Origin of the sequence: Mucilaginibacter gossypii, assembly GCF_017569325.2 — a bacterium.
GTDB lineage: Bacteria > Bacteroidota > Bacteroidia > Sphingobacteriales > Sphingobacteriaceae > Mucilaginibacter > Mucilaginibacter gossypii.
Window position 1 is genome coordinate 3,613,587 of sequence record NZ_CP071878.2, and the last position, 21,251, is coordinate 3,634,837.

Genomic DNA, 21,251 nt, shown 5'->3' on the forward strand with positions numbered 1-21,251 from the left:
ACCAGCAATCACCCGATTTACACCCGGTTTTGTAAAGTTAGATAAAAAAGTGTGATTACTGGCTGCTTTCGCGGTATTTTCGGTGCCCAGAACGAGATTCGAACTCGTACATCCTTACGAATGCCACCCCCTCAAGATGGTGCGTCTACCAATTTCGCCACCTGGGCTTTTAAAAAATGTGAGAATCTTTCAATTCTCACATTCTAATTTTTCTTACTTTAAAAAAGGCGTGCCCGAAGAGAGACTCGAACTCTCAAGAGACAATTCTCAACGGCTTCTGAGACCGCAACGTTTACCAATTTCGCCATCCGGGCTTATCGTTTTATTAACAAGCGTGCAAATATAATCGTTTCCGGCAAATTGCAACTTAATAAATTAAAAAATCAATATTATGTTGTTTAACGGCCTTTGAAAATCTAACTTAGGTTTTATAAAACACTTTATATCAAACGTAATGAAGTTAAACCGCATTCTTATTTCAAGTACCTTACTTTGTTCTTTGTGGTTCAATTCTGTCCTGAAAGCCCAAACTATTACCGTTTTACAACAGGATAAGCCAACAAGCATCCGTGGTTTATCTGTAGTTGATGATAATACGGCATGGATAAGCGGCAGCAAAGGATACATCGCCAAAACAAACGACGGCGGCAAAACCTGGGACTGGCAGCAAATAAAGGGCTATGAAAAATCCGACTTTAGGGATATTGAAGCTTTCAACGATAAAGAGGCCGTAATCATGAGTTCGGGCACGCCATCCCTCATCTTAAAAACGGTTGATGGCGGACAAACCTGGCATGAAAAATATCGAAAAACGGATACCACCTATTTTTTAGACGCCATGGATTTTGCCGATAACCTTCATGGCTACATCTTGGGCGACCCGATCAACAATAAATTTTTATTACTGGAAACCAAAGACGGCGGTGAAACCTGGAACGAGTCGAATAATGCCCCAAATTCACTGCCGGGAGAGGCATCGTTTGCCGCAAGTGGCACGTGCCTCAGAGTATCGGGCAAAGAGGCGATATACATCGTTTCAGGGGGTAGCAACGCCAGGCTTATCTCCTTACAGCCTCACAATGATCAATGGCAGTATTCAAACCTTCCACTTACACATGGAAAAAGCAGTGAAGGCGCTTTTTCAATATCGATAGGGCAAAATGCCGGCATCATTGTCGGGGGTGATTATGCCAATGATAAAAAAACAGATTCAGTGGCAACTATCCAGGCGGTTCACCCTGCTCTCACATTTACACCACCACAAACAGGGCCGGCAGGTTTTCAATCAAGTGTTGAGCACATAAAATCCGGGATATTTCTTTCTACAGGCACACCCGGGAGCAATATTACAACAAACGGTGGCCAAACATGGAAACAAATAGATAGCACAAGTTTTAACGTTTGCCGTAGGGCAAAACACGGTAAGCTTGTATTATTAGCCGGGAATAGCGGTAAAATAGCCGTTCTAAAATTGTAGTTTACTGGTTTTTAACGGCTTAAAAAAACCTTAACATTAATTTAAAAAATAGCTTGCAGGGAATAATTAAGAACCCTATATTTGCACCACTTTAAACGGAAACGGTTAACCGAACCAAAGAAGTTTAAAGAATGATTCCGTAGCTCAGCCGGTAGAGCATAACACTTTTAATGTTGGGGTCCTGGGTTCGAGTCCCAGCGGGATCACAAAGCCTTTGAAAAGAGGCTTTTTTATTTAAAAACAAAAGCTGCCTTTAAACAGCCACGCCTTAGTAAGCGAAAAATTTAAAGAAAGATTCCGTAGCTCAGCCGGTAGAGCATAACACTTTTAATGTTGGGGTCCTGGGTTCGAGTCCCAGCGGGATCACGAAAGGCACAAGAAATTGTGCCTTTTCTCATTTAAACCGTACCCAATATTGTTTTAACATATAGACGCCCTTCTTCCGTTCAGGTTGAGTCGCGTCGAAACTACTGAACATCTTTTTTCGTTATATTGCTCCACAATTAAGCATAACCAATACAAAAAATGACCGGCGGTAATAAGAACGATAAGGTGAATATGAAAACGCTTGCGAAAGAACTTAACCTTTCAACCGCAACCATATCCAAAGCGCTTCGCGATAGCTATGATATAAGTCCTGAAACCAAACAGAGGGTAATGGAAGCTGCCAGGCGTTTAAATTACGTACCTAACGCTTATGCCAGCAGTCTCCGCAAACAAAGCAGCAATACTATAGCCATCATTATACCCGAAATTGCCGACAGCTTTTTTAGCCAGGCCATTAACGGCATTGAAAGTATTGTCGCGCCAAAAAAATACCATGCGCTGATCTACCTTACCCATGACAGTTATGAACGGGAAGCATCCATGTTTAACGACCTGGCCAGCGGACGCGTTGATGGCCTCATTATGTCGGTAGCCAGCAGCACCCAGGATACCGGACATATTAAAACATTACAGGAAACAGGCATCCCCATAGTTTTTTTTGACAGGGTTTGCGAGGATATTACTGCGGATAAAATAGTAACCGACGACTATAATAGCGCTTACAACGCAGCCACACACTTGTTGCAAGCCGGATGTAAAAACATCTCACTGGTTACCATCAGTGGATATCCTTCTATTTTAACCGCCCGGGAACAAGGATATCGCAACGCTTTAACTGAAAATGGGTTTGTAGTTAAAGATGCAGGAATAGTAACCTGCTCCAATAAATATACGGAGGAAAACGTAAATATGATCAAAGCGCATTTGACGACCGTTAAACCAGATGGTATCATAGCTACAGTTGAGCAGTTGGCTACCGCAACTTATCTGGCTTGCGATGAACTGAAACTACAGATCCCTCGTGATGTAAAAGTTGTTTGCTTTACCAATCAAATTACCGCGGCCATACTTAATCCATCGCTTACTACTATTTTACAACCTGCGTATGATATGGGGAAGCAGGCAGCGGAAATCCTTTTCGGCCGTCTGTCCGGGCGGCTTAATGAAGCCAAGCAGGAACTGATAATGCCATCACAATTAATAGCAAGGGCATCAACAGCCAGTTAGAGATTGTTAAATATCATTCTTAAACGTAGGAGACACTTCTACCGGCTTACTGTTTTTCTGACGACACGATAGTTTTGATATCATCAGCAGATAATGCGGCTTTGAATACTTTTACTCTGTCCATAAAGCCGTGAAACACGCGTTCTGATGGAAACTCTTCGTTTCGACCCAACGTCCATTTGTTATTTACCGACAGATCAGCGGTTACATCTAACAGCGTGGTTCCGGCCAAAACACTATCGATATAAACATACAGCTTTTTGCCGTTGCACACGCCCGCAATGTGGTGCCAGTGTTGCTTCCAATCGGCAGGAAGGTTTACGGTACAGTCTCCCCTGCCCCATCCGCCGGCAAAAAAAGTGAGGGTTTTGCTATCCGTCATTTGCAATACATGGTTATCGCCTTTGGTAATGATATCAACCAGACCTTTCTCATTGCCCATCGGGTAAACCCATCCCATCATAGTAATGGATTCATCCATATTGTCCAAAGCTGGTGAGTTTGGGACTTCCACATAAGTACTATCGCTAAATAACAATTTATCATTAGTAGTCGTTACTGAAGATGAAATAACATTTCCGTTGTTATGAAAGCCCGAACTATCAGCAACTATCTTACCACGGACTATCGATGCGAAATCAAGTAATAATGATTCTGTAGCATTTTCATAAACCTTGTAGATAGTTTTCGCCGTATCGACCCTCACATATTCAAATCCGTTTTTGGAAGCTTTTATATGATGACTAATGGTTTTAACTTCACCGGCATCAAGTTTAATATTATCGGTAAAAACAACCGAATCATTCTGGATTACAGGTATAATAAAGGTTTGCTTTAATCCGCCAGTATTTTTTATCCGGTATTTTATTTCCTGGCTTTCATTCAACCTGATCATCGGTTTTACTTCCAGCCCCGATATTTTAAAAGCTTGTCCCTGCGGTTTTGCAGGCAGATTCACTTCGACAATCAACGGTAGCGTATTATCAAGCTTCAGTACCGTTTTTCCCACAGGGTAAAGGCGAAACTCAATAGAGTCCCGAAGGGTTTGTCCGGGCTCCACCAAACAATTCTTATAAGCGTAGGGCTTTCCGTCAACCAACAATTTTACTGTTTTGATACCCTTGCTGCCCGTATTTTTAAGTTTGAAGTTTATTACAAGCGGCTCATCCGGTACCACACTTTTTTTACTGACAGAATAATTCACTATGTTAAAAGCGGTATTTTTTTGTGTGGTTGAAAGTTCAATTGGATCTTTATTCACGGGCCAACTACCCGGCTCTTTACCCATGTTAAAAGTCAACGTGCCCCCGCTCATCAACGCCGAATGCGGCAGGATCAACTGCTGCCAGGCCTTACCATTTACCTGCAGCGATTGTACATAATTATTTTTCAATGCTGAATTTTTACTGCTGATGACGATTTTTTTGCCATTTGGCAGATAAAGAGTTGCAGATTTAAACAATGGTGCACCGATGGCATACATCGGCCTGCCCGGGCACGCAGGATAAATCCCCAGTGAACTAAAAACATACCAGCTGGATGTTGAACCGAGGTCATCATTACCGGGCAAGCCGCCGGGAGTAGCCTTGAACCTATTGAGCATGATATCTCTCACCCATTTTTGTGTTAACCGTGGCTTGCCGGCCTGGTTAAACAGATAAGGTAAGTGAAAAACAGTTTCGTTATCAAAGAGGATAACATTATTGCGAAGAGCTGAATCCAAACGGGCGGCAAACTGCTCATTGCCGCCCGTCATATTAATCAAGTCTTTACCATTTTGAGGCACAAAGTAGGAATATACCCATTTGTCGCCTTCTTTATAACCCGATGTGCCGGGTTGAAGCTTAAACTCATCTCCATTACGCGGAAGCATAAACAGTTCGTCCTTATTTAAAAGATTGCGGTAGTTAAAACCTCTGCTTGATAATAACTGATGAGTCGGCTTATCATTCATCACCTTATCTTCGAATTGCGACAGCGCCCAGTCATCATAGGCATACTCAACCGTGCGGGTAACTGACTCGGGCCGGGTAAAGGGGACATAGGCCATTTGGTGATAAACTTCCATGTCTGACTGAACAAATGGCCCATCAACCAAATCTTTCTTCATAGCCTTATAAGCAAAATCTTTATCAAAGCCCACAATCCCTTTCAAATAGGAATCAACAATAATTGGAACAGCATGGTTGCCCGTCATACTTTCGGTAGGAAGGTGACCGCTTTGCTTGTATACATCCAACATAGACAAGATCACATCCTGTTGCTTTTGCGGATATAGCAAAGTGAGCAAAGGATGTAACGACCGGAATGTATCCCAGGGAGAAAAAGCCTCATACTGGTTTTGCCCTGTTTTTTGATAGACCTTACCATCTGTACCGCGGTAACTGCCATCAGCGTCATCAGCAACCCACGGCAGCAATAATGAATGATAAAGTGCTGTGTAAAACACCCTTTTATTCTGCTCATTATCATCGGTTATATCAACGATTGATAATAGCTTAGCCCATTCCCTATTTATTTTGGCGCGTATCTCGTCAAAACTAAGGCTACCTGTTTCCTGATCGATATTATGCTGTGCCCCGGGGTAACCAACCGATGATTTGCTTAATTGTAAAGTGATAATTGTGGCACCTGCCTGAGCTTTGCTGAAAGTAAACAGCCAGCCGCCTTTAACTTCTTTTTTATCAGTGTACCCTTGGTTAAAGTTTATTACCGCGTTAGCATTTGAAGCATGAAGCACTTTATTTGATACCACCTGAATTTCGCCGGCATTACCGATAAAGATTTGCGGATTAGCGTTCCCATTGAACATAAACCGAAACATGCCTGTTCTTGCCGTAGCGGTAGCTTCGGCGACAATCTGTTTACCGTCAAAACTTACCTTGTAATAGCCAGGAGCAGCCATTTCATTTCTGTGCGAAAAACGGAGATTTGATTTACCAGGCTCAAAAATATTGTTTCCATTAAATGGCATCACAAAGAAATGTCCGGACGAACCTTCGGGGAAGCCACTCATGTGGCCAAAACAACTGAAATAATAAATTGAGCTATCGGTATAGTTATATCCCCTTGCTCCTGTAGTTCTTGTTTCGGGACTTAGTTGTACGCTGCCCGATGGCGCAACAGCTCCCGGATAACAACCACCATTATTACCCCATTTGGTAAGCACATTGCTCAGTGCCGTGCCGATAAACGGATCAACATCATGCAGATGGTTTATTTGCTGGGCATAAAGGTTGCTGCCCAATAAAACTGCGGCTAAGGCGAAAACGATACGGGATAATGACTTCAATTTAAATTATGTTTTGTAGAGATGCATCATATGCGGTCTTCAGCATCTGATAATAAAACGTTGACTTTTTAGTTGGAGACGCATGTGATGCGTCTCTACGTAGATATTATATTTTTATATAGATCTTCTTCTTATCAAGCAGATATGCTACCAGCCAGCAAAGCATCATATAACATAGTGCGAATACAAGTGTACCCAAAGCACCGGGGAATATCTTTTGATAAAACACCTGGTTTATCCAATCATAAAAGCTTAGCTGTGGTTTTATCCAAATGGTTTGAAATACTGTTAGCAACAGCTCCGACAACAGATATATAGCCAATGAATTTCGACCGAAAACAAGGAAGAAGTTCGTTCCGTTTTTAATCTTTTTTATTTCGATGGCAAATACCATGAAGCCTAATAGTAAAAGATCGATACCGATGGTCAACAACGTAAAAGAGCTTGTCCATAGTTTTTTAGCGACAGGGAAAAACTGTGCCCAGAATAATGAAGCAGCTATCAGCAATACCCCACACATGAACAAACGCGCAATCGACTCATAATTTTTACCCTTACGCTGTATAAACGCTCCGGCCAGGTACCCGCCAATCACATTAACAATGGCCGTCATGGTGCTGAGTAAACCCTCCGGGTCGAAAGCTATGGGGCCGCCTTTATCATGATATAAATGGTTGTTGCCCATCAATACAATATCCAACCGGGTACCTGCGTTGCCAAGCATGGTATACTCTTTACCCGGTTCGCCGCAAAATATCAGGAATGCCCAGTAGCCAATTAAAAGTAAAACAGATATGATAACGGCCGTTTTTTGCGGGCAGTAATGAACTATCAACGCGCCAAAAAAGTAACACAAAGCAATCCGTTGTAGCACCCCCATAATACGGGTATGGCTTAGCGGATTAAATACCCAGCTACCTGCTTCACGGTGAAAGAACGGGAACCAATACATCAGGTACCCCAGCAGAAAAATGATCACAGTGCGCTTAAAAATCTTGCCTATAAAAGCGGCATCAGTTTCAAATTTCTTTTTAGAGAAACTAAGCGCATTGCCAACTGCAAAAAGGAAGGATGGAAAAACGAGATCGGTGGGTGTAAAACCAATCCAGGGTGCATGATCAAGCGGCAACCATACGTTTGCCCCCGAACCGGGGGCATTAACGATGATCATGAAGCAAATGGTCATACCACGGAAAACATCGAGCGCGGTAAATCTTTCGGTTGTTGCAGCCATTTTTGCAATTATATTAATTAAGGGGTATTGAAATTTCTTTGATTAACCGGCCTGCAGCTCCTTCTGCCACAATACGGGTTTTATTGATACTATTGCCGTCTTCGTCATAAACCACCACCTGGTTTACACCCGGTTTAAGCCAGCATTCGGGGATATAAAGGCTTTTCATATCCAGTTTTTCAGGGTACCTGCCTAAGTTGTGACCATTGACCCAAACGGAGCCATGTCCTAATCCCACCGGATCAAAACGCCAAATGAACGTATTTCCTGTCGATGGTGGTAAATTGAAAGTTGTACGATAAAAGACCGGAGCATTTTTCGTTTGCTTGGCCGCACCAAGCTTTGTCCAGCCCTGAACAGCTTGCGCATCACCCGGACCACCTTTTAATTGCCAGTTGATTACCGCTGTGGCATCACCTATGGCATTGATTTTTACAGATTGATCGATGCCCCCTTCATTTGAGTAATTTTCAATAAAAAGGCTAAGATCAACCGGGTGTTTTAAGGTTTCTGCATCAGTAATGTTCACTTCAAATGGCTGGTTCCAGCCGTCATGATGGGCTACTTGTTTACCGTTAATAAATACGGTGGCGTTTTCGTCAACGCTTTTAAACAGCACTGCTAATTTTGAAGTACCTGCAGCCTGCTGCGGAATGGTTGTGTGGAACCAGGCATAACCCTCTTTCAGGTTGAAAACATCATTGCCTATTTTATACTTTTTGTATACCGATGTATCAAACGCCGGTGGTCCTTGTTTTACATCATCCTTTTTATTGGCCCTGGTAAAATACCAGTCGCTAAGCTCAGAAATAAACGGTCCGCCTTTTTTGATCAACGCGTTACCGAAAAGCCCTTTGCTATCAACCTCATCAATCGGCCCCAGATAGGCGGCCAGCTTATCCCTCCCGTCATGCGCTGCAAAAACAGCTAAGTTATGCTTGCCTTTGGTTAGATTAATCGTTAACTCATTATCGTTCAATTTCCATTTAGCAGCAGGTTTGCCATCAATAAACGCCTGTCCCCTGCCCCCTCCTTTAACCTGCAGGGTATATTTTCCGTTGGATGGTACGTTTAGCGAAGCCCGGTACCAGGCATCGGCAGTTATATCGTCATCCGCTCCCATTGGCTGCGGATCTTTTGATTTGAGCCAGCTGCTGGCATTAACATTTGGAGCAGCATTAATGGACGCGTCTTTATACTGCCAGTTAGTTAGACTGATAGTCCGCGGCTGATTCCCTTCTTGCGCGTCGACACTGAAAGCGATCCCTTTACCATCAGTGTATAACATTATCTTCTGGCCTGCATTTTGTATTAAAGGCGTTTCTGCCGTAACTTTTAATTGTTCATTTTTAAGCGATACATCACCAACATAGTTTAATCCTGTGATGATATAGCTTGTGTCTTCAATGCCAACAATCCACGTTTTATCGGTTAAGACCCGATTCATGGCTAAAACCCTTACAGTTTGCGAACCAACGTTAAAACTATATTCAACAACCTTTTCCGCGATTGCCGGCATTTGCTCATCGATAAGCACATTATTGATATCGATTTTTACCGAAGCCTTTGCTGATGAAGCTTTCTCTTCGGTATTGAAACGAAGCAACACTGGCTCACCGGCTTCAGCATCAACAATAATCGTTGTGGTATTAGCCTGTTTAACAATACCGAATACACGGGTAAGCGCCCAATCAAGCGTAACTTCATCATTAAGCTTGTAATTGTGCACCAAAGGATAGATCTCTTTAGGCTGCACGCTGATCTTTTTACCTGCAAATAGTCCTTCGTTACCCTTGATACTTAGTAAGGTACTTACCTTAGATGAACTCGGATTATCCAGGAATATCAGATCACCTGCCGCACTTGTACGTGCAGCTACTTTCACCGCAATATCTGTAGTAATGCCCTTGTATGTTTCCGAAGCGTTTGCGCTGTTCTCCAATACATCCTGGAAACTACGCGAGAACCAGGCAGCACGCTTAAAAGTGTAATAGATTGGTCGCAAATCACCGGCCTGGCCTATTGCTGTGCCATAATCATATGAAGCCGCATCCTCATCATTATTGGTATAGCCAAAGTTTGAACCACCGTGCGCCATATAGTAGTTATAGCCATTACCGCCATGCGCGATGATTTTCCAGGTGCGCCTGTCGTAAAGCTCAGCATCTCCCGTCTTCGCTCCATATTGTGAATACCAAACAGCCCAGAATTCAGTAGAGAACCATGGGTTTGGCCGCTTATCGTCATCCAGTTTTCCATTACCGGCCGGATCGCTGGCATGGTGTAAGCCACTGAAGAAATATGGCACCTGCATACCCAGATCCAAAGCTTTTGCCTGCAGGTGTTTAAAGTAACCATCAGGCATTATAGTTCCCCAACCGTTAGGGTGTTCGTTTTCCAACTGAACCAGTATTACTGCGCCACCTTTATTGATCTGCCTTTTAAATACTACCGGCAAAAGATGGTCAAAAAAGCGATCTACATATTGTTCAAATGGTTTATTGTCTTCACGTACCCGCAGACCTTTTTTAAATTTAAGCCATATCGGGTAGCCACCGTTATCCCATTCGGCACAATAATACGGGCCAACACGCACAATGGCGTATAAACCAAGTTGCTTTACGATATCCAGGAATTTGCCCAAATCACGGTCGCCACTGAAGTTGAATTTGCCTTCCTGTTCTTCATGAAAATTCCAGATGGTGTAGATCTCAATACAATTGAAGCCTGCCCGTTTGATTCTCATCAACCTATCATACCAAAGTTCGTGCGGTATGCGAGAGTACTCCAATCCAGCCGATGCTATAAAAGTACGTTTACCCTCAACTATAAAGCCTTTACTATCAAAATCGATATAAGGCTTAGCAACTGCTGTAGCTGGGAAGATATAATCGTTTGAGCCCTGGCTGTGGGCTGATGTAAAAGCGGTTAGCAATAAGATAAATGTTAATATGGTATAGCGTATTCTCATGATTTTTCAAAAATCCAGACTTACGAAGTTTTGAAATACTTCGTAAGTCTTTATCTGTATGTTTTTACTCCTGTCATTTCGACGAACTTGTGATGGCCTAAGCGTAGCGTGAGGAGAAATCTTATACGCCATTCCATTAAACTATGCATGTGCCTTGTAGGGCGTATAGGATTTCTCTTTCGCCCCAGTTCTCGATTCCTCCCCTGCTCTATCGAAATGACATCGTTTTTATTAAACTTCTTATCGCGTCCCCAAAATCATCGCATTATACTTCGCAAACAATTGCTTTGATTTTTCAACGGCATCGCCTTTTGCTGCGTCGGTGTAAGCATTATCATGCTTGTTTACCCATTGCCATTCCCAATCTTTTACTTGTTTGTCAAAAGCTTCGGCATTAAAGTCGGTTTTGGTTGATAATGACTTATCCAGCAAACCGAAGTACATTGCCCAGCGTGGTTTGTAATAGCCTTTGATTAAACCAGCCCATTGACGGTTTGAGTATTCGCGCAGGCCGCTTTCTTTATCGCCCCAAAGGGTAACAAGGTCACGTGCGTTAAACTCATACAGGTTTTTCTCTTTGTCGGTCACACCGTTAGCCCTGGCTTCGTTGATCCATTTGCCTAACAGGAAATCTCTACGGGTGCTTAGCAAAGCATCCATATCATCCATCAACTCCAAAAACTGGCTACTGTATAATTTAAATTGTTGTTGATCTTTATTTTGATAGGCCTGCGCTATTTTTTGCTGCAACGGACTTGCATAGTTAGCCATAACCTGCCGGGTAACGTCAACGAGGTCATACTGAAAACCGTCGCTTTGTTTCAGGCTGTCCGCCGCATTGATAAGTAATGTCCATGCTTTAGCCAGTTGCATGGGATCATAATCCAGTTTGGTAAGCACCCTATCGATATATTTTTTCAACGTTGGCCTTGCCACAATAATCGATTCTGGGCCGCCTTCTGTTAAGCCGCCTGAGTACACCGAATTTAACAGCATGTGCCACGCTTCACCGGCCTGGCTGTTTACCTGCCCGTAACGGCGTTGAGCGTAATTTGCAACCCATTTATCGGCATCAATCGGGGTATCGCGCCAAACGTTTTCCAACATTAGTGCAAACAGTGCAGGGTTTTGTTCGATACCTTCGGGAGTAACACCAATACCACGCATATTTTTTGATTCGGGATCGTGCAGGGCTATGGCAGGATCGGCAGCTACATGGCGCATACGACCAAAAAGGCTGATATTACCGCCAAAGTTTTGCAGCATACTCCAAATCCATGGTTTACCATAGTAAGCTTCCGTACGGTTCCAAACCGGGTGGGCATCGCTGTACAGGTCAAGCACTATCATTTGTTCATTAGGTACAGCGTTAAGCAAAGCTTTAATTTGCTGCGGCTGCCAGAATTTGTTATTATAATGGAACATCCAGCCCTGCATTACCCAGATTGCTTTAGGATCAGCAGCGGCCATGGAGTTGAATACCTTTTTACTCATGCCATCCAGGTAGGTTGAATCGTTTGTTGGCGGCACATTTTCATTAAAAGTATCGGCCGAGTACAGGTGATCGGTACCAAACTCTTTTGTTTGTGCCTCTATATATTTTTTACCGATGGTTTCAAACATCGGATCGTCGGGGTCAAGTATAAATACATCGGGAAAACCGGCATCCCAGTTGGTTCTTTTAACCTTGGCACCGGGGAATTTGTCTTTAAATGATGGCGGCACGTGGCCGGTGAATGACGACAGAACAGGTGTCATCCCAAATGAGCGTTCACGCTCCAAAATCTTTTTCTGTAATGCCTTGTGCGAGTCCATCCAATGCTGTGGCAGCGGGCCGCCCCAGGCGTCGATATTCCCCATCCAGAACCATGAAAAATAAGCGGGGCCACTAAAAAACTCATCCAGTTGCTTATCGGTAAAGCCCATTTCTTTATAAACAGTTTGCCAAACGGCTTCTTCACCTGTTATAGCCAGCGGCAGGTTAATACCGTTCAAAGCCATCCAATCAATTTCTTTTTGCCAGCGTTCCCAATCCCACCAGGCCATGGTGTAATTAAACGTGCAATAGTTTAAATAGTAGCGATATTGATAAGGCGTGGTTTTATGGATAATACCTTTAACCACAGGCAGGGTAGCAGGCAAATTAAGATTAGTGCCATTCCAGCCGATATCGCAAAAGCAATAATTTTTAAGATAGTAGTTTAATGCTGATGCTATTGAAAGTCCATTGTCACCCCTCAACACAATTTTACCGTTGCGGCTTTCCAACTCAAACGCATCTTTGCCGTTTTGTTGGGGGATAGCCTCAACAGCAAACAAATTACTTTTGCCGGGAATTACTCTTTCAATAAAATCGTACGAGGCTTTCTGATCAACCTGGGCATTGGCTTTAAAACCCAATGAAATAATAGCAACAACAAGTAAACACTTTCTCATCAACAGATAGTTAAAAACCGGCCAATGCCGGGAATAAATACCGGCAACAGGAAATTACCCCTGTCGCCGGTATAATGATATAATTATTTAAAATTAGGGTTCTGTACTAACACACCTTTACTTTTATCAATCTCAACCTGCGGGATTGGGAAGTAATAGTTTTTAGGGCGAACAAAGGTTACCGTTTTGTTTTGATCAAGCGGAGCTTTGGAAACAGCCAGATTATAAATAGCAGCTATATCCACAATTTTGGCTTTGTCCCAACGCATCAAATCCTGGTGACGTTGGTCTTCACCAGCCAGCTCAACACGACGCTCGTGGATCAGCTCTTTCATACCTGCTCCGGAAACCGGCTTTAACAACGGAGATGCACGATGCCTGATCTGATTGATCAAAGCGTCACCAGCTCCGGCACCTTGTGTACGGATCAAGGCTTCGGCAACTAATAAATAAATATCCGCAGAACGCATTAGAGGCACAGCATAACTGTGGTCAACTCCGCCGCCATCAGCTTCAGTATTAAATACAGCGTACTTTTTAAATGCATAACCAGTAGCAGAAAGATCGGCGGTAAACGTTGTCAAGCCCTTGCCATCACCCAGATCAACCTTGTCGCCAACGCTTAATAAAGTAGCCTGTTTACGTGGATCACCTGCCTCAAACTCATTGGCAAGTCCCTGTAATGGCTGACTAAAGCCATAACCATTCCATGATCTTGGAATGTAATAAACTGTAAAGTCATTTTGCACAACGGTTTGTACAGCCTGGATCGAAAAAAGCAACTCGGTGCTGGTTTCATTAGCGCGGGTAAAATTATCGGCGTAGTTAGCAGCCAACGCGTAATGTGAATTGGAAATCACTTTTTGACCGGTTGCAATTGCCTCAGGAAGTTTTTCCCAATACATGTAAAGCTTGGTTAATAAGCCCAATGCAGTTCCTTTGCTTACACGGCCGCGGTCGGCAGAGCCATAGCTTTCAGGCAAAAGATCCACCGCTTTCAACAAGTCCGACTCGATCTGTTTTCGTACTTCTTCAATTGGCGATTTTGGAACATTAAAAGTTTGTTTTGAGTAATCATCTTCGGTAATGATAGGTACATCGCCATGAATGATCATTAAACGCCAGTAGCCAAAGGCACGTAAAAAATAAGCTTCGCCCATACTCCGATTTTTAATATCGGTAGATATTGCGGTGATCTTTGGGATGTTAATGATGCAATTGGTTGCCCGGTTAATGGTTTCATACCTCCATTTCCATGGATACCTGATGGCAGCATTTGAAGCATCATAAGTTAAGTTCTCAATGCCCTCATCTTCGCTATGATCACCTGAACGCCAGTAATCGTCAGATGGAACATCAAATGTAGCCTCCGCGTGGCCAACATAATCCTCTTCTTCCAAAAGGCTATAAATACCGGAAACCGCATTTACAGCATCAACTTCGTTCCTGAAATAATTATCTGAGGTATAAACCCCTTGTTGTTTAAGGTCAAGTGCTTTTTTACAGGCGCTGTTGAGTAACGCCAGCCCTATAACCATATATATTGTAATTTTCGATTTCATGATTTTAAAGTTTAGCAGTTATACCGAATGTAATTGTACGTACCGTAGGATACTGGGCCACATCAACCCCACGCTGCAGGTTGCCGTTAGTATAACCAAGCTCAGGCGTGTATCCCTTATAATTGGTTATAAAAAATATGTTTTGACCTGATGCATATAACCTTACGCTTTTCAGTGTTGCTTTTTTAGCCCAGCTTGCAGGTAAAGTATAACCTAAAGTGGCGTTTTTGAGGGCAAAGTAATTCCCGCTTTCGACAAACAGGTCGGATGTGCGATAATTGTCGTTAGCACGATCTAATGACATACGCGGGATCGAGTTGCTTGTGCCCGCCCCTGTCCAGCGGTTCATGTCTTCGGCATAAAGATTAAACGGATAGGTTGGATCAATACCTTGCATCCTATCGGCATTATAAAGGCTTACACCAAATACGCCGGTAAAGTTTGCTGCAAAATCAAAACCTTTGTATGAAAGACTGCCTTGCAAACCAACTGTAGCATTAGGATTTGGATTGCCCAAATTGGTGCGGTCATTACCATCAATCTGGCCATCGCCATTTAAATCCAGAAAGCGCACATCGCCGGGTTTGATATTAGCCTTACGCGAATCATTTTTAAGCGCCGGATCGTTATCAATTTCTGCCTGGGTTTGGTAAAGGCCATTTGTTTTCCATCCGTAAAAAGAAGCTATCGGCTGACCCTGATATGTTCTTGAGATTTCCTGGCTTGAACGCCCGTAAACTGTCGAACCAATGAAAGTGCCTTCTCCATTAAGTTTAGTTACCTTATTTTTGATAAACGAAGCATTGGCACCGAATGAATATTTTAGTTTATCGCCGCCTTGATAGTTAATTTCAACTTCGACACCTTTGTTATTCATTGTACCGATGTTTTGATTTGGAATAGCTACCGAACCCGCTGAACCTACTACCGGCGGTGATATCAACATATCTTTAGTATTCTTATTGAAATACGTAAGTGTGGTATTTAACTGGTTATTCAGGAAACCAGCATCAAGGGTAATGTTGGTCATAGCAGTACGCTCCCAAGTAATATCCGGATTTGCAATACTTGTAACAGCTGCACCACTTACTCCCGTGCCACCAAAGGCATAACCACCATTTTCATAAGTACTGCCAATTTTGATCAAGCTTAGATACTGAAAAGGCAGTACATTTTGATTACCCAACTCACCATAACCACCCGTCAATTTCAAGTTATTAACCCAGGTGATATTTTTCATGAATTTTTCACTGGTAATTCTCCAGCCCAAGGAAAATGCAGGAAAGTACCCCCACTGTTTGCCGGGCGCAAATTTGGAAGAACCGTCTGCACGAAAAGTAACGGTTGCCAGGTACCTGCTGTCAAAATCATAAAATAACCTTGCAAAGCCCGACTGTAATGAAGATGGCTGAGGCAAGATATTTGAATTGAATTGGCCATTGCCCTGGTTAAGCACCCGTTGATCGGGATCGGTATCGTCATAACCAACCCTTTGAGCGTTAAAACCGTAATCTTTAAAGTTTTGATAAGAATAACCACCTGTAAAAGTTACGTGATTTTTGCCAAACACCTTATCATACGTAAGAAAAGATTCAAGCAACTGTGACGATACTTCCTCTTCAGATTGGGTTAAAGTAGAATTTGGATTTGGCCTTGTTTGATTATTATCTGCGATACTAAAATTATAATTGCGGATAAATGTACCGTCAAAGGCATAGTTAACTTTCAATTTCAGCTCCTTTAAAAAGGTAATTTCAGCAAACGCGTTGGCCAATGCCCTGTACTTTTTAGTGTACCTGTCGGCCATTTGGATAGTAGCATAGGGACTGTTGATATCACCCAACTGATTAGCAAAAGCCTTTGATGTACCGTAAGTACCATCAGGATTTACCAGTGGTATAGCCGGGTTAAAACGCAGAGCCGAAAATATCAAACCTGTTTGCGAATTATTGTTATCAAAGCCATTGTTATTACCGTAGGTCAGTTGAACGTTCTCTCCCAGCTTTAACCACGAAGTTATCTTATGCTCGGAATTGATACGTGTACTGTATCGTTTGAAGTTGGTTTTATCAATAATACCATCCTCATTATAAATAGAGCTTGAAAAGTAATAGTTTGAAGCATCGTTACCGCCTTGAATACTAACATCGCCATTGGTTACATGTCCGGTACCCATAATAGCCCTTTGCCAGTCGGTTCTTTGTGTAGCATAATAACTATCATCCCATGGCGCGTCAATAGCAACACCATCATTGGTATAACGCTCTCTTTTTAGCTGATAAAGCTGTGGAGCAGTTAACAGGCTAAGATATTTAGTTGTGTTAGAAAAACCACTGTAGAAATTAAATGCTGTTGCAAGCTTTTGATTATAGGTACCTCTTTTTGTGGTTACCAAAACTACACCGTTTGCAGCACGGGTACCGTAAATAGCGCTTGATGAAGCATCTTTCAAAATGTCAACGCTGGCAATATCATTAGGGTTAATGTCACTTAACGCGTCAGGGTTACTGGTAGGTACACCGTCAATTACAATTAACGGATTGGCATCATTCACTGTACCTGTTCCACGGATCCTGATGCTCGGCGCAGCGCCAGGTGAACCATCGTTACGAACAATACTTACACCACTTGCACGACCATCTAAAGCCTGAGCCGCTGTACTAACAGGCAAGTTTTGAATATCCGATCCTTTAACGCTTGCTACTGCACCCGTAACATCAACCTTTTTGCTGGTACCATAACCAACAACCACAACTTCGGTCAAGGCAGATGGCAAGGCAACCAGGGTGATATTTAAAGTTTGGCTTCCGGTTATTGTAACAACCTTCTTTTCATACCCGATATAAGAGATTTCCAACACACCGTTTACAGGGGCATCGATACTGAAATTACCATTTGCATCGGTAGTGGTGCCCTGGTTAGTCCCTTGAAGCCTAATGTTTACACCAATAAGCGGTTCGCCTTTGGCATCAACAACTTTTCCTTTTATAAGGGCAAGGCTTTTGGCATCCTCCTGGTTGGCGATGATCACTACATGATCATCATTCATTTTGTAGGAAAGCTTATCATCAATAATAACGGCAAGCAGCTCATCAATTGTTGCGTCTTTTACATCCACATCAACCCTGCCCAACTTTTTAATACTGGCATAGTTGTAAAAGAAACGGTAATCACTTTGTTTTTGAATTTTGGTAAGGACACTACTTACTTCGGCCTGCTTTAGGTTAAGTGTAAATTTCTGCTGTGAGTACACTTTTGCAGAAACTTGCACACAGGTAACCATGACCAATAAAAATACTGCTTTCATCAGCAAAATAACTTTGAGACACACGGGCGCGCCACGAAGCGGGAACACCCTTCTTGTTTTTTTCATTACATTTGTTTTGAAAATAAATGGATGGAGTAAGTGCTGTGTTACAATAGCTTACTCCGTTAATAAAATCCTATTTGTTTGCGGGGAGGAGTGGCAGCTCTTCCCTTGTTTATTTGAGGATGTTTCAGGAATCTGACAGGTAAGTTTTCAATATCATAAGCTGTTAATTAAGTGGTTAGTTAGTTTATTTTGTTTTATTTATCTTTCTTTGAAAGGTAAACCATTTGTCCATCAACCCTAAAATTGAACGGCGTGGTCAGTTCAATAATGCCTAAAGCTTCCTTCAACGTTTCTTTATCAAGTAAACCGCTTATCTGCTCGGTACGAAGCGCCCGATCTTCAAACACAACCTGCACGTTGTATTTGCGTTCAATTTGAGCAGCCACGTCTTCAAACATTTCGTTGGTGAACAGGATGCGGTTATCAACCCAGGCTGTTTCTTTCACTTCATTCGGCTTAACATCAGGCAGTTCGGTTACCTGGTATTCAATTTTTCCCTCTTTGGGTTTTACACTTTGTGGTTCCCGGTTATTAATAACAATCAGCTTTTCGTTAGGCAACAGGATGATCTTTTTCTCGGGATTGTTTTTTAGTTCAACCTGTACTTTACCTTTTAGCAATGTTGTTTCTACAGTTTTATCGTTATTATAGGCTTTTACGTTAAAAATGGTTCCCAATACCTTTACAACAAGTCTGGCAGTATGTACCAGAAAAGGTCTCTTAGAATTTTTAGTTACCTCAAAAAAACCTTCGCCGGTAAGGCTTACATCCCGGCTGTTTTTTTCAAAAGCCTCGGGGTACGAAAAAGTACTGCCCGCATTTAGTGTAACCTGTGTTCCGTCGGGCAGTTTGAGCTTTTCGGTTTTACCGTAAGGCACACGAATTTCATGTAATATGTTTTCGGCGGTTAAAGTATCCTGCTGTACCGCTCTGTTATAAAATAAAACGCCTGTAGTAACAAGCACCAGTACCGCTGCAGCAACCCATTGCCACCTGAACATTGGTTTTATCTTAGTATCATTCGCCGAATTTTCGTTCAAGCTTTTAATTCGGTTCCAGATTTCCTCCAGGTTTCCGTTAATCTCTTCCGGTTTTGTTTCTGTTGCTTCAGTGCCGTTTCCTTTTAAAGCATTGGTAACATTGTACGTTTTTTTATAGTCGGGAAATTGTTCAAGAAACATGTCGAGTTCGGTCAATTCTTCAGCACTGGCAGTTTTGCCCATGCTTTTGGCCATTAACTCAATAAACCTGGATTTGCTCATAGTAATTGGTATTCTGCATTAAGGACACGGCTACCCCAGGTTTTTCCTAAAAGAAATTAAAATATTTTTTTGAGGGGGATGATTGTTATGAAATGGAGCAATGAAACACAGCCCAATCTGCATCTATCCAAAAGTCCCCCTTTTTACCTTATCTTTTTTTGTAACTTGTTTAGGTCATCTCTCGTCCCACAACTAAATCTTAGTATATGAAATATTTTCTTTTGCTTGTAAGCGTCTTGCTGATACCTTTTTTAAGCAATGCCCAAATTGACCGTACGCGGCTTGATAGCCTATTCCAGTATCTTACAGCTAACGATCTCGCTATTGGGAATGTGACCATTAGCCAAAATGGCCAATTGATCTATCAACACTCTTTTGGCAAAGATCAAAATCCGGCCACAGAATATAGAATTGGCTCCATCACCAAGTTGTTTACTGCTGTACTTACCTATCGATTGATTGATGAACATCAATTAGCTCTAACAGATTCGCTGAGTCGCTTCTTCCCGGATCTGCCAAACGCCAGCCATATCACGGTTGCCGAACTTTTGGGACACCGTAGCGGCCTGGCCAGCTTTACAAACAATACGGATTTTGATACATGGAAAGACAAGCCCCACACACAAGCGGAATTGCTTGCGATGATCAAAAAACAAAAGCCAGATTTTGAGCCGGATGCGAAGGCAGACTACAACAATTCTAATTATTTACTTTTAGGCTATATAGTTGAAAAAATTTACGGCAAGCCCTATAAAACGGTAGTAACCGAAAAAATCATTCGCCCTCTTAAATTAAAACAAACCTATTACGGTGAAAAGGCAGGGCCTGCCAAGGGCGAAGCGATTTCTTACAAATACTTCGATAGCGCCTGGAAACCGGACCGTGCAGTTTACCTCGATAATTTTGGAGGGGCCGGCGCACTTATTTCCACACCTCAAGATCTATGCAAGTTCATCAGCGCATTGTTTAAAGGCAAACTGATCAGCGCCGGTAGCCTGAATTTGATGAAAACAATGCGCGACGGTTACGGAAAGGGCATGTTTCCATATGGCTCTGCGGCACATCCAGGTTTTGGCCATAACGGAAAAACGGAAGGGTTTGGTAGTTCTGTTCAATATTACCCGGCATCGGACCTGGCTATCGCTTACTGCACCAATGGTGAAGTATTCCCAAAAGCCCGTATCCTCGACCATATTTTTAAAGCTTGTTTCCATATTGCAGATACGCTGGAAACTTTTAAGCCTATTAAGGCAGACAGCGCTCACTTAGCAGACTTTACCGGGAAGTACAGCGCACCTTCAGGGATAGAAATAACTAACAGGTTTGCAAACGGCACGTTAGTAAGTTCTGTAAAAGGCAAAGACTTTGAACTTACCCCTATCTCACTTAATGAATTCTGGAATAAACCGTTCGGCTTTTTCTTTCATTTCGACGACGGAGGAAAGCGACTATTGCTACAGGACGTGGACGATACATATGAACTAAAACGTCAGTAACGAGGCATTGGAAACAGTATCGAAAATTTGATACTAACCATTCCCAAGTGCCTCATCCAATTTCTTCAAAGCAATGGCCAACTGCGCAAATACGGTTTTGTTAGAGAGACCAAGTATATCGGCTACCTCATTGCAGGAGAGATCATCCTCTTTAACCATTTTAAAAATGAGCTTACAACGGGGCGGCAAACTGTTTACAGCGTTTAAAACTCCGGCCTGCAGCTCTTTGCTGATGAGCAATTGCGCGGGATCAACCGATAAATGAAAATAATAGGTTTCGGCAAGTTGAGCGTCGCGGTTTCTTTTTGAGGTGTTGCTTCGGATATGGTTAAGACAGGCATTTTTTATAGCCACATAAAAGTATACTTTAGGGTTCGAGATCTTGTTAAGCTTGTGGCGGCCTGTCCAGATATTTACAAAAAGGTCATTGATGATCTCTTCGCAAGCTTCCTTATCGCCCAAAAAGGACCAGGCAAACTGATTAAGATTATTGATCAGCAGCTTATACAATTCATTAAAGGCAGATTCATCATTGTTGTAATGAATAGAATCTATAAGTTCTTTAATCTCCAATGTTGAGCGGCTTGCTTTTAA

At 42.5% G+C, this 21,251-nt stretch carries 11 protein-coding genes and 4 tRNA genes; 5 read left to right on the forward strand and 10 right to left on the reverse strand.

Annotated elements, in window-relative coordinates:
• Nucleotides 1-83: 83 nt before the first annotated feature.
• A tRNA-Leu gene (locus J3L18_RS15265) sits at nucleotides 84-167 on the reverse strand.
• 63 nt (nucleotides 168-230) lie between these two features.
• Nucleotides 231-314 (reverse strand) — tRNA-Leu (locus J3L18_RS15270).
• Nucleotides 315-454: 140 nt separating this feature from the next.
• On the opposite strand from J3L18_RS15270, the gene J3L18_RS15275 reads away from it, so the two are divergent.
• From J3L18_RS15275 to J3L18_RS15290, 4 genes are all read left to right on the forward strand, one after another.
• Complete coding sequence (locus J3L18_RS15275) at nucleotides 455-1,477, forward strand: WD40/YVTN/BNR-like repeat-containing protein (RefSeq protein ID WP_129572003.1); 1,023 nt, start codon at nucleotides 455-457, stop codon at nucleotides 1,475-1,477.
• A 133-nt stretch (nucleotides 1,478-1,610) separates the two neighbouring features.
• Nucleotides 1,611-1,683, forward strand: a tRNA-Lys gene (locus J3L18_RS15280).
• Nucleotides 1,684-1,770: 87 nt separating this feature from the next.
• Nucleotides 1,771-1,843: transfer RNA gene (locus J3L18_RS15285), tRNA-Lys, on the forward strand.
• A gap of 159 nt (nucleotides 1,844-2,002) precedes the next feature.
• Entirely contained in the window at nucleotides 2,003-3,031 is a 1,029-nt protein-coding gene (locus J3L18_RS15290; RefSeq protein WP_129571077.1) for a LacI family DNA-binding transcriptional regulator, read from the forward strand.
• Nucleotides 3,032-3,077: 46 nt separating this feature from the next.
• Here J3L18_RS15290 and J3L18_RS15295 read toward each other — a convergent pair whose 3' ends face one another.
• The 7 genes from J3L18_RS15295 to J3L18_RS15325 all read right to left on the reverse strand — a co-directional run bounded on the left by J3L18_RS15295 (nucleotide 3,078) and on the right by J3L18_RS15325 (nucleotide 19,161).
• On the reverse strand, nucleotides 3,078-6,323 hold the full coding sequence (locus J3L18_RS15295; protein WP_129571076.1) for a GH92 family glycosyl hydrolase: 3,246 nt from the start codon (nucleotides 6,321-6,323) through the stop codon (nucleotides 3,078-3,080).
• Between the two features lie 106 nt (nucleotides 6,324-6,429).
• Nucleotides 6,430-7,557 (reverse strand): acyltransferase family protein, encoded by a 1,128-nt coding sequence (locus J3L18_RS15300; RefSeq protein ID WP_129571075.1) that lies wholly within the window; start codon nucleotides 7,555-7,557, stop codon nucleotides 6,430-6,432.
• Nucleotides 7,558-7,570: 13 nt separating this feature from the next.
• Nucleotides 7,571-10,528 (reverse strand): beta-galactosidase, encoded by a 2,958-nt coding sequence (locus tag J3L18_RS15305; protein WP_129571074.1) that lies wholly within the window; start codon nucleotides 10,526-10,528, stop codon nucleotides 7,571-7,573.
• A gap of 240 nt (nucleotides 10,529-10,768) precedes the next feature.
• On the reverse strand, nucleotides 10,769-12,964 hold the full coding sequence (locus tag J3L18_RS15310) for an alpha-N-acetylglucosaminidase (protein ID WP_129571073.1): 2,196 nt from the start codon (nucleotides 12,962-12,964) through the stop codon (nucleotides 10,769-10,771).
• 83 nt (nucleotides 12,965-13,047) lie between these two features.
• On the reverse strand, nucleotides 13,048-14,526 hold the full coding sequence (locus J3L18_RS15315) for a RagB/SusD family nutrient uptake outer membrane protein (protein WP_091163149.1): 1,479 nt from the start codon (nucleotides 14,524-14,526) through the stop codon (nucleotides 13,048-13,050).
• 4 nt (nucleotides 14,527-14,530) lie between these two features.
• Nucleotides 14,531-17,899, reverse strand: a complete 3,369-nt coding sequence (locus J3L18_RS15320; RefSeq protein WP_091163148.1) for a TonB-dependent receptor — start codon at nucleotides 17,897-17,899, stop codon at nucleotides 14,531-14,533.
• Between the two features lie 194 nt (nucleotides 17,900-18,093).
• A complete protein-coding gene (locus tag J3L18_RS15325) occupies nucleotides 18,094-19,161 on the reverse strand; it encodes a FecR family protein (protein WP_129571072.1) in 1,068 nt (355 codons plus the stop codon).
• Between the two features lie 206 nt (nucleotides 19,162-19,367).
• Between J3L18_RS15325 and J3L18_RS15330 the strand changes: the two genes are divergently transcribed.
• Nucleotides 19,368-20,657 carry a serine hydrolase domain-containing protein gene (locus tag J3L18_RS15330; protein WP_129571071.1) on the forward strand — a complete coding sequence of 430 codons (1,290 nt, stop codon included), beginning with the start codon at nucleotides 19,368-19,370 and terminating at the stop codon, nucleotides 20,655-20,657.
• 33 nt (nucleotides 20,658-20,690) lie between these two features.
• On the opposite strand, the gene J3L18_RS15335 is transcribed toward J3L18_RS15330, so the two are convergent.
• On the reverse strand, nucleotides 20,691-21,230 hold the full coding sequence (locus J3L18_RS15335; RefSeq protein ID WP_189549402.1) for an RNA polymerase sigma-70 factor: 540 nt from the start codon (nucleotides 21,228-21,230) through the stop codon (nucleotides 20,691-20,693).
• Between the last annotated feature and the right edge of the window lie 21 nt (nucleotides 21,231-21,251).

What these genes read in the sequence shown, in the direction of transcription:
- J3L18_RS15320 (WP_091163148.1), bottom strand. Translation starts at nt 17,899, where the DNA reads ATGAAAAAAACAAGAAGGGTGTTCCCGCTTCGTGGCGCGCCCGTGTGT.
- J3L18_RS15290 (WP_129571077.1), top strand. Translation starts at nt 2,003, where the DNA reads ATGACCGGCGGTAATAAGAACGATAAGGTGAATATGAAAACGCTTGCG.
- J3L18_RS15305 (WP_129571074.1), bottom strand. Translation starts at nt 10,528, where the DNA reads ATGAGAATACGCTATACCATATTAACATTTATCTTATTGCTAACCGCT.
- J3L18_RS15300 (WP_129571075.1), bottom strand. Translation starts at nt 7,557, where the DNA reads ATGGCTGCAACAACCGAAAGATTTACCGCGCTCGATGTTTTCCGTGGT.
- J3L18_RS15310 (WP_129571073.1), bottom strand. Translation starts at nt 12,964, where the DNA reads ATGAGAAAGTGTTTACTTGTTGTTGCTATTATTTCATTGGGTTTTAAA.
- J3L18_RS15275 (WP_129572003.1), top strand. Translation starts at nt 455, where the DNA reads ATGAAGTTAAACCGCATTCTTATTTCAAGTACCTTACTTTGTTCTTTG.
- J3L18_RS15330 (WP_129571071.1), top strand. Translation starts at nt 19,368, where the DNA reads ATGAAATATTTTCTTTTGCTTGTAAGCGTCTTGCTGATACCTTTTTTA.
- J3L18_RS15315 (WP_091163149.1), bottom strand. Translation starts at nt 14,526, where the DNA reads ATGAAATCGAAAATTACAATATATATGGTTATAGGGCTGGCGTTACTC.
- J3L18_RS15325 (WP_129571072.1), bottom strand. Translation starts at nt 19,161, where the DNA reads ATGAGCAAATCCAGGTTTATTGAGTTAATGGCCAAAAGCATGGGCAAA.